Here is a 6,925-nt window from a genome sequence, read left to right on the forward strand (position 1 = left end):
CGCCCGGACCTCCCGTGATCTCACCGGCATGGCCGACTCCGCCCGGGATGCTTCCCCGGCCGGTGCGGCGTCGCAACAACCGCTGCGCGAAGCCGTCGACGCCGCCATGCGACGCTACTTCGACCACCTGGACGGCGGTGATGTCACCGGCCTCTACGCCATGGTCATGGCCGAGGTCGAGTCGCCACTGCTGAGCGCCGTGCTCGAATATACCCAGGGCAACCAGACCCGGGCCGCCGAAATGCTCGGCCTCAACCGCGGCACCCTGCGCAAGAAGCTCAAGCAGTACGGCCTGATCTGACCCCCGAAGGGAGCCCCGCGCGGACTCCCTTCGCCTTGTCCACCGCCCGTTGCGTGGCCCGCTTTCCGTGACCCGACATTTCACCCACCCACTGCCAGCCGAGAGTGACCCCATGGCTCAACCCTCCTCCGGCGCGGTTCGCCGCGCGCTGATCAGCGTTTCCGACAAGACCGGCATCATCGACTTCGCCCGCGGACTCGCCGAGCACGGCATCGATCTGCTCTCCACCGGCGGGACCTTCCGCCTGCTCCAGGAGAACGGCATCAGCGTCACCGAAGTCTCCGAACACACCGGTTTCCCGGAGATCATGGACGGCCGGGTCAAGACCCTGCACCCGAAGATCCACGGCGGCATCCTGGGCCGGCGCGGCCAGGACGACGCGGTGATGGCCGAACACGGCATCGACCCCATCGACATGGTGGTGGTCAACCTCTACCCCTTCGCCGAGACCGTGGCCCGGCCCGACTGCACCCTCGAGGACGCCATCGAGAACATCGACATCGGCGGCCCCACCATGGTGCGCGCCTGCGCCAAGAACCATGCCCACACCACCATCGTGGTGAGCGCCGACGACTACGCCCGAGTGCTGGCCGAGATCACCGCCGGCAATGGGGCGGTGTCCGAGGCCACCCGCTTCGACCTGGCGGTCAAGGCCTTCGAGCACACCGCCGGCTACGACGCCGCCATCGCCGACTACCTGGGCCAACGGGTGCCCGGCGGCGAGGACGGCTTCCCGCGCACCTACAACCTGCAGTTCGTCAAGAAGCAGGCCATGCGCTATGGCGAGAACCCCCACCAGGGCGCGGCCTTCTACGTCGAGGCCGATGCCCGCGAGGCCAGCGTGGCCACCGCCACCCAGCGGCAGGGCAAGGCGCTGTCGTTCAACAACGTCGCCGACACCGATGCCGCCTTCGAGTGCGTCAAGGCCTTCACCGAGACCGCCTGCGTGATCGTCAAGCACGCCAACCCCTGCGGCGTGGCGGTGGGGATCACCCCCTGCGAGGCCTACGAAAAGGCCTTCGCCACCGACCCCACCAGCGCCTTCGGCGGCATCATCGCCTTCAACGAACCGCTCGATGCCGAGACGGCCCGCGCCATCATCGACCGCCAGTTCGTCGAGGTGATCATCGCCCCCGGGGTCGAGGACGACGCCCTGCCCATCGTCGCCGAGAAGCCCAATGTGCGCCTGCTCGATGTCGGCGAAGAGCGCTGGCCCGGCGAGCGCGAGCACGCCCACGACTTCAAGCGTGTCACCGGCGGGCTGCTGGTGCAGGACCGCGACTTGGGCATGGTCGGTCGCGACGAGCTGACCGTGGTCACCGAGCGGGTGCCCAGCGAGCAGGAGATGCGCGACCTGGCGTTCGCCTGGAAGGTGGCCAAGTACGTCAAGTCCAACGCCATCGTCTACGCCAAGGCCGGCCAGACCATCGGCGTCGGCGCCGGCCAGATGAGCCGCGTCTACTCGGCGAAGATCGCCGGCATCAAGGCCGCCGACGAGGGCCTCTCGGTGCCCGGCTCGGTGATGGCCAGCGACGCCTTCTTCCCGTTCCGCGACGGCATCGACGCCGCGGCGGCGGCCGGCATCACCGCGGTGATCCAGCCCGGCGGCTCGATGCGCGACCAGGAGGTGATCGACGCCGCCAACGAGGCCGGCATCGCCATGGTCTTCACCGGGATGCGACATTTCCGCCACTGAGCCGCTCGCTGCATGACGAAAAAAACCCGCGACCAACCAGGTCGCGGGTTTTCTGATGCTGGCCACCAAGGCGGGGGCGATTCATCCTGTAGGAGCCACGCTCCGCGGGGCGATAGGCGGAGGCCACAACGGTCGTTCGACACCGCCGGGGCGCCTGCGGCGCCAATCGCCCGGCAGAGCCGAGCTCCTACGAACCCCCTTACCCTCACTGCCATGCGGTAGGGGTGTTCTTCTTCCAGCTTCCAGGCGCGTAGCGCCGCTCTTCAAGCTTCCAACTCTTACCCCAGGTCGATGCAGAGGTACTTGGTCTCGAGGAACTCCTCCAGTCCCTGGTGGCCACCCTCGCGCCCCAGGCCCGAGGCCTTGACCCCGCCGAAGGGCGCGGCGGCGTTGGAGATCAGCCCGGTGTTGATGCCCACCATGCCGTACTCCAGGGCGTCGGCCACCCGCCAGACGCGACCCAGGTCGCGGGAGTAGAAGTAGGACGCCAGGCCGTATTCGGTGTCGTTGGCCATGGCGATGGCGTCCTCCTCGTCATCGAAGGGGAACACCGCCGCCAGCGGGCCGAAGGTCTCCTCGTGGGCCACCTTCATGCTGCTGGTGGCGAAGCTGACCAGGGTCGGGGTGAAGAAGTTGCCGCCCAGCGGGTGCGGGTGCCCGCCCAGCAGCAGCTCGGCACCGTGGTCCACGGCATCGTGGACATGCTCGCTGACCTTGGCGACGGCGCTGTCGTCGATCAGCGGCCCGATGTTGATGCCGGCCTCGGTGCCATTCCCCACCTTGAGCTCGCTGTTCATGGCCACGGCGAACTTCTCGCAGAAGGCGTTGACCACGCTGGACTGCACCAGGAAGCGGTTGGTACAGACGCAGGTCTGGCCCGCGTTGCGGAACTTGGCGGCCATGGCGCCTTCCACCGCGGCGTCGAGGTCGGCGTCCTCGAAGACGATGAAGGGCGCGTTGCCTCCGAGTTCCAGCGAGATCTTCTGGATGTGCTGCGAGGCCTGGGCCATCAGCTGGCGACCCACCTCGGTGGAGCCGGTGAAGGTGATCTTGCGCACCAGCGGTGACTCGGTCAGCGTGGCGGCGATCTCGGCGGCACGCCCCGGCACCACGTTGAACACCCCGCGCGGTACGCCGGCCCGTTCGGCCAGCAGCGCCAGGGCCGTCGCCGAGAACGGGGTCTGGCTGGCCGGCTTGACCACGACGGTGCAGCCCGCCGCCAGCGCCGCACCGGCCTTGCGGGTGATCATCGCCGCCGGGAAGTTCCAGGGCGTGATGGCCCCCACCACCCCCACCGGCTGCTTGGTCACCACGATGCGCTGGCTGGGCTTGGCGGCGGGAACGGTCTCGCCATAGATGCGCCGCGCCTCCTCGGCGAACCAGCGCAGGAAGCTCGCCGCATAGGCGATCTCGCCGGCGGCTTCCTTGAGCGGCTTGCCCTGCTCGTGGGTCATGATCATGGCCAGGTCGTCCTGGTGCTCGAGCATCAGGTCGTGCCACTTCATGAGGATGTCGGCACGCTCCTGGGCGGTCAGCCCCTTCCAGGCCGGCAGCGCAGCATCGGCGGCGGCGATGGCGCGCTCGGTCTCGACCCGCCCCAGGCGCGGCACATTGCCCATGCTCTCGCCGGTGGCCGGGTTGAGCACGTCGATCTGCTCACCGCTGTCGGCGGCGACCCAACTGCCGTCGATATAGGCGAAGGGGCAATAGAGCTGCGTTTCCTTGAGGGCTTGCATGTTCGTCTCCTGCCGCATCTGCGGCCAGTTGTCGGTTTACCTTCATGCTAAGCGTAAAGGCCCCCCCGCACCGAAGCCAATCCATTTCGGCATGATACCGCGCCTGACTCAGCGCGGGCGGCGTGGCTCGCGGGATTCGGAGAGGGTGATGGAGACGGAGTCGGCGAAGCGCAGCGCATTGGGCTTGTCGATCTCGACCTGGGCGGTGAGTACCTGCTCGTGGGCCATGATCAGATCGAGCACCTCACGGGTCATGCGCTCCAGCAGCAGGAAGCGGTGGTCCTCGACATGGGCGATCACCTGCTTGGTGATGGTGCGGTAGTTCAGCGCCTGCTCGATATGGTTGAACGCCACCGCCTTGTCGGCGCGATAGCGGATCACCGCATTGATCACCACGTCCTGGCGATTGTGGAGCTCATCGTCCTTGATGCCGATATGGGTACGCAGCCGCAGGTTCTTGAGGCGAATGGTCGCCAGGTCATGGTCGAAGTGCTGGTCGTCGATGGCGTGCAGCGGCATGGCAGGACTCCTTGCGCAGCGGGGCTCAGCGGCCGTTGACCAGGGTCAGGAACTCCTGGCGGGTCGGCTGGTTGTCGCGGAAGCCCCCCAGCATCACCGAGGAGGTCATGCTCGAATTCTGCTTCTCCACGCCACGCATCATCATGCACAGGTGACGGGCCTCGATCACCACCGCCACGCCACTCGCCCCGGTGACCTGCTGGACCGCCTCGGCGATCTGTCGGGTCAGGTTCTCCTGGATCTGCATGCGGCGGGCGTACATGTCGACGATGCGGGCGAACTTCGACAGGCCCAGTACACGCCCCTTGGGCAGGTAGGCGATATGGCACTTGCCGATGAAGGGCAGCAGGTGGTGCTCGCACATGGAGTAGAGCTCGATGTCCTTGACCAGCACCATCTCATCGGTCTCCGACTCGAAGACGGCACCGTTGACGATCTCCTCGAGGGACTGGTTGTAGCCATGATTGAGGAACTGCATGGCCTTGGCGGCCCGTTTCGGGGTGTCGCGCAGGCCCTCCCGCTCGGGATCCTCCCCCAGTTCGAGGATGATCTGGCGATAGTGGTTGGCGAGTTCTTCGGTCATCGTCGGGCCCCATGGCGTTGTCGGTTGTCGTGGTGCACGCAGTCAGTGGTGAGGGTCACCGGCCCCGCTGGCCGCCGGCAGCGACATGCCACGCGGCACTTCTTATACAAAACGTATACATAGAAGACACAGCGTACAATGCCGGCATCCACGAACCCTGCATTCTAGCGCAAGGCGGGGGCCATGCGCAGGCCCCCGCCTGCATCGGGGTGACAGTATGTCGCGCCGGCAGGAGCGGCGCCACGGCTGCTCCACCCCGACCACTATGGTAGAATGAGCCTCCCTTCATGCTGTGCCCCAGTCATCCTCGAGAGCCGACATGATCAAGACCCCCACCCTGCTGCTGGCCGCGGCCCTGTTGATTCCGTCCCTGGCGCTCGGCGCCACCCTGGAGCTCCCCGGCGACGCCCGGGTCGAATTCCAGGTCATCGACTCCCTGCACCTGAGCCAGGACGAGCCGCGTCACGACGACATCGTGTTGCGGCCGGTCGCCGACGGCAACGGCACCCACCAGCTACCGGAGTACTGCGTGGTGATCGGCGATGCCCGCCTGGACGGTGAACGCATCCGCCTCACCGCCAAGGCCCTGACCTGCATCGAGACCGACGGCAGCGACAGCGAGATCTACAGCGGCGAGGTCTCGGCCGCCGCCTACGAGGAGGACGGCAGCTACGGCGTGGCCGCCGACTGCGACGAGGGTCGCTGTGCGCTGGAGCCGTCCGCGGGCTTCCTGCTGCAGTTTGCCGAGGGGCTCGCCATCGAGCAGCAGGACAACCCCTCGGCGCAGATCAACGAACAGCGCCGCCAGGCCGAAGGGGCCGGCGTGGCCAACCCGATTCCCGCCGAGGCACCGGATCCCGACGACGACTGAGGCCTGCCCTTCCGCGCCCCGCCACGACGCTCCCCCCGGGAGCGTCGTGCGTTCCGGCGCGGTGAACGTCACGCCAGCCAGCGGGGCTTCTGCTCCAGCAATTGCCGCTGCTGCTCCAGCATGCGGATATGCCCGTCCCAGTAGCCGGCGTCGGCCAGCCAGGGGAAGGCCGGCGGAAAGGCCGGATCGTCCCAGCGCGCCACCAGCCAGGCACTGTGCCGCAACAACCGCAGGGTGCGCAGCGGCTCCACCAGCGCCAGCTCGCCGCGGTCGAAGTCCAGGTGCTGCTCGTAGCCCTCGATCACCTCGGAGAGCTGCATCTGGCGTTCCTCGTCGCGCTCGGCGGTGAACAGCATCCACAGGTCCTGCACCGCGGGCGCCGTCAGGCAGTCATCGAAATCGACCAGCGCGAAGTGCTCGTCGCGCCCCAGGATATTGCCGATATGGCAGTCGCCATGGACGCGGATCGCCCGCTCGGGCGCCCAGGCATGGGGCGCCAGCTGCCGATACAGGGTATCGGTGATCCGCTCGTAGGCCCGGCGCTGGCGACGATCCAGCCAGGCGCTGCCCAGCACCCGCTCGCGGGCCTCGACCAGCATGGCGTCCAGGTCCAGGGTCAGGCGGTGGGCGAAGGTCGAGCGCCGCCCCACTTCATGGACGGCACCGATCAGCTCGCCCAGCACGAACAGGTGGGCGGGGTTCTCGAGCTCCGGGGCCTGTCCCGGCAGCTGGGGGTAGAGCGCGAAGCGGAACCCCTCGGCGCGGTGCAGGCTCTCGCCCGCCTCATTGCGCCACGGGGCCGCCACCGCCACCCCCGCCGCCTCGAGCTCGGCCAGGAAGTCATGCTCCTCCTGGATCTGGGCATCGCTCCAGCGCTCGGGGCGATAGAACTTGACCACCCAGCGCCGGCGCTCCTCGTCGTGTACCAGGAAGACGCGATTCTCGTAGCTGTTCAGCGCGAAGGGCTCGCCGGGCAGCCACAGGCCGAGCGACTCCACCGCCGCCACGATCCGGGCGGGCTCCAGGCGGGCGAAGGGATGGGTAGTGGTGGCCATGGGCGCTCCGAAGGGGGAAAGCGTGCATCCTATCAGAGGTGGAGGTGCAACGGGGTGCGCGCCACCGCCCAGACCTCCACCCACTCGGCGCCGGCGCGGCGACAGGCCGCCGCCAGGGCGTCCAGGGTCGCGCCGGTGGTCATGACGTCATCGACCAGCACCAC

Annotated in this window: 7 protein-coding genes; 3 read left to right on the plus strand and 4 right to left on the minus strand. The window is 68.0% G+C overall.

The genetic code is table 11. From position 1 onward, the window contains the following. Positions 1–28: 28 nt before the first annotated feature. Together fis and purH are read left to right on the plus strand one after the other, a co-directional pair. Positions 29–301, plus strand: coding sequence for a DNA-binding transcriptional regulator Fis (gene fis, locus C1H66_RS14220; protein ID WP_102628553.1), 273 nt, complete (start codon positions 29–31; stop codon positions 299–301). 112 nt (positions 302–413) lie between these two features. Then, positions 414–1,997: a bifunctional phosphoribosylaminoimidazolecarboxamide formyltransferase/IMP cyclohydrolase gene (gene purH / locus C1H66_RS14225; protein ID WP_102628545.1), complete on the plus strand. Its 1,584-nt coding sequence runs from the start codon at positions 414–416 to the stop codon at positions 1,995–1,997. 278 nt (positions 1,998–2,275) lie between these two features. On the opposite strand, the gene C1H66_RS14230 is transcribed toward purH, so the two are convergent. From C1H66_RS14230 to folE, 3 genes are all read right to left on the minus strand, one after another. Next, on the minus strand, positions 2,276–3,733 hold the full coding sequence (locus tag C1H66_RS14230; protein ID WP_102628546.1) for an NAD-dependent succinate-semialdehyde dehydrogenase: 1,458 nt from the start codon (positions 3,731–3,733) through the stop codon (positions 2,276–2,278). A gap of 108 nt (positions 3,734–3,841) precedes the next feature. After that, complete coding sequence (gene folX, locus C1H66_RS14235; RefSeq protein ID WP_102628547.1) at positions 3,842–4,252, minus strand: dihydroneopterin triphosphate 2'-epimerase; 411 nt, start codon at positions 4,250–4,252, stop codon at positions 3,842–3,844. A gap of 25 nt (positions 4,253–4,277) precedes the next feature. Continuing rightward, positions 4,278–4,835 carry a GTP cyclohydrolase I FolE gene (gene folE / locus C1H66_RS14240; RefSeq protein WP_102628548.1) on the minus strand — a complete coding sequence of 186 codons (558 nt, stop codon included), beginning with the start codon at positions 4,833–4,835 and terminating at the stop codon, positions 4,278–4,280. 319 nt (positions 4,836–5,154) lie between these two features. Between folE and C1H66_RS14245 the strand changes: the two genes are divergently transcribed. Beyond that, positions 5,155–5,706, plus strand: coding sequence for a TraB/TrbI/VirB10 family type IV secretion system protein (locus C1H66_RS14245; RefSeq protein WP_102628549.1), 552 nt, complete (start codon positions 5,155–5,157; stop codon positions 5,704–5,706). 68 nt (positions 5,707–5,774) lie between these two features. Here C1H66_RS14245 and C1H66_RS14250 read toward each other — a convergent pair whose 3' ends face one another. Then, entirely contained in the window at positions 5,775–6,761 is a 987-nt protein-coding gene (locus C1H66_RS14250; RefSeq protein ID WP_102628550.1) for a serine/threonine protein kinase, read from the minus strand. Between the last annotated feature and the right edge of the window lie 164 nt (positions 6,762–6,925).

The sequence above is a fragment of the Halomonas heilongjiangensis genome (genome assembly GCF_002879645.1).
Lineage (GTDB): Bacteria > Pseudomonadota > Gammaproteobacteria > Pseudomonadales > Halomonadaceae > Halomonas > Halomonas heilongjiangensis.

Coding starts and splice junctions, on each gene's coding strand:
- fis (WP_102628553.1), top strand. CDS start 29: ATGGCCGACTCCGCCCGGGATGCTTCCCCGGCCGGTGCGGCGTCGCAA.
- folE (WP_102628548.1), bottom strand. CDS start 4,835: ATGACCGAAGAACTCGCCAACCACTATCGCCAGATCATCCTCGAACTG.
- C1H66_RS14250 (WP_102628550.1), bottom strand. CDS start 6,761: ATGGCCACCACTACCCATCCCTTCGCCCGCCTGGAGCCCGCCCGGATC.
- C1H66_RS14230 (WP_102628546.1), bottom strand. CDS start 3,733: ATGCAAGCCCTCAAGGAAACGCAGCTCTATTGCCCCTTCGCCTATATC.
- purH (WP_102628545.1), top strand. CDS start 414: ATGGCTCAACCCTCCTCCGGCGCGGTTCGCCGCGCGCTGATCAGCGTT.
- folX (WP_102628547.1), bottom strand. CDS start 4,252: ATGCCGCTGCACGCCATCGACGACCAGCACTTCGACCATGACCTGGCG.
- C1H66_RS14245 (WP_102628549.1), top strand. CDS start 5,155: ATGATCAAGACCCCCACCCTGCTGCTGGCCGCGGCCCTGTTGATTCCG.